Here is an 871-nt window from a genome sequence, read left to right as displayed (position 1 = left end):
TGGCGGTTTCTAGCGGTCGTTGCAACACGTGGTCGGTTGTCTAGGCCGCGAGGAGTTTATGCAGGCGCTCGGCTGGGGTTTCCCAGCCGAGCGTTTTGCGTGGGCGGCGGTTGAGCTGGTCGGCGACGGCGACGAGATGTTCGGGGCTGTGGGCGGACAGGTCGGTGCCCTTGGGGAAGTACTGCCGGAGCAGTCCGTTCGTGTTCTCGTTCGAGCCGCGCTGCCAGGGGCTGGCGGGGTCGCAGAAGTAGACCGGGATGTCGGTGGCGAGGGTGAAGTCCGCGTGGCGGGCCATCTCGCTGCCCTGGTCCCAGGTCAGGGACCGCTTCAGGTGCGCGGGCAGGGTGAGGGCGGTAGCCGTCAGGGCGGTAAGGACGGATTCGGCTCCGTGGTCGCCCGGCAGGTGCAGCAGCATGACGTAGCGGGTCGCGCGTTCGACGAGGGTGCCGATCGCGGACTTCCCGTCCTTGCCGATGATCAGGTCGCCCTCCCAGTGGCCGGGCACCGCCCGGTCCTCCGCCTCGGCGGGGCGTTCGCTGATCATGACCATCGGGGTGGCGAAGCGCGGCTGTCGGCAGCTGGCCTGCCGCTGGGGCCTGCGGCGGGCGCGGCCGCTGCGCAGGGCGCCGGCGAGCTCACGCCGCAGCTGGCCCCGGCCCTGGACGTAGATTGCCTGGTAGACGGTCTCGTGGACCACGTGCATCTCCGGCCGGTCGGGGAACTGTGCCCGCAGAGCCTGGCATATCTGCTCCGGGCTCCACTTCTCGTCCAGCATCGCCTGGACGGCGTCCCGCAGCTCGGGAATGTCGTGGATCTTGCGGGTCTTGGGGCGGGGCCGGCGGGCGTCCGCGCGGGCCTGGGCCGCATACGG

Annotated in this window: 1 protein-coding gene; it reads right to left on the bottom strand. The window is 70.7% G+C overall.

Features of this window, described 5'->3' with window-relative positions; all coding sequences use genetic code 11:
* Positions 1–40: 40 nt before the first annotated feature.
* Positions 41–871 (bottom strand): IS30 family transposase (locus QMF80_RS37945; RefSeq protein WP_283461986.1); only part of this gene is annotated, 831 nt, incomplete at its 5' end.

Origin of the sequence: Streptomyces sp. G-G2, assembly GCF_030063135.1 — a bacterium.
GTDB lineage: Bacteria > Actinomycetota > Actinomycetes > Streptomycetales > Streptomycetaceae > Streptomyces.
The sequence above is the reverse complement of the archived record's forward strand: the minus strand, read 5'-3'. Positions and strand labels throughout refer to the sequence as shown.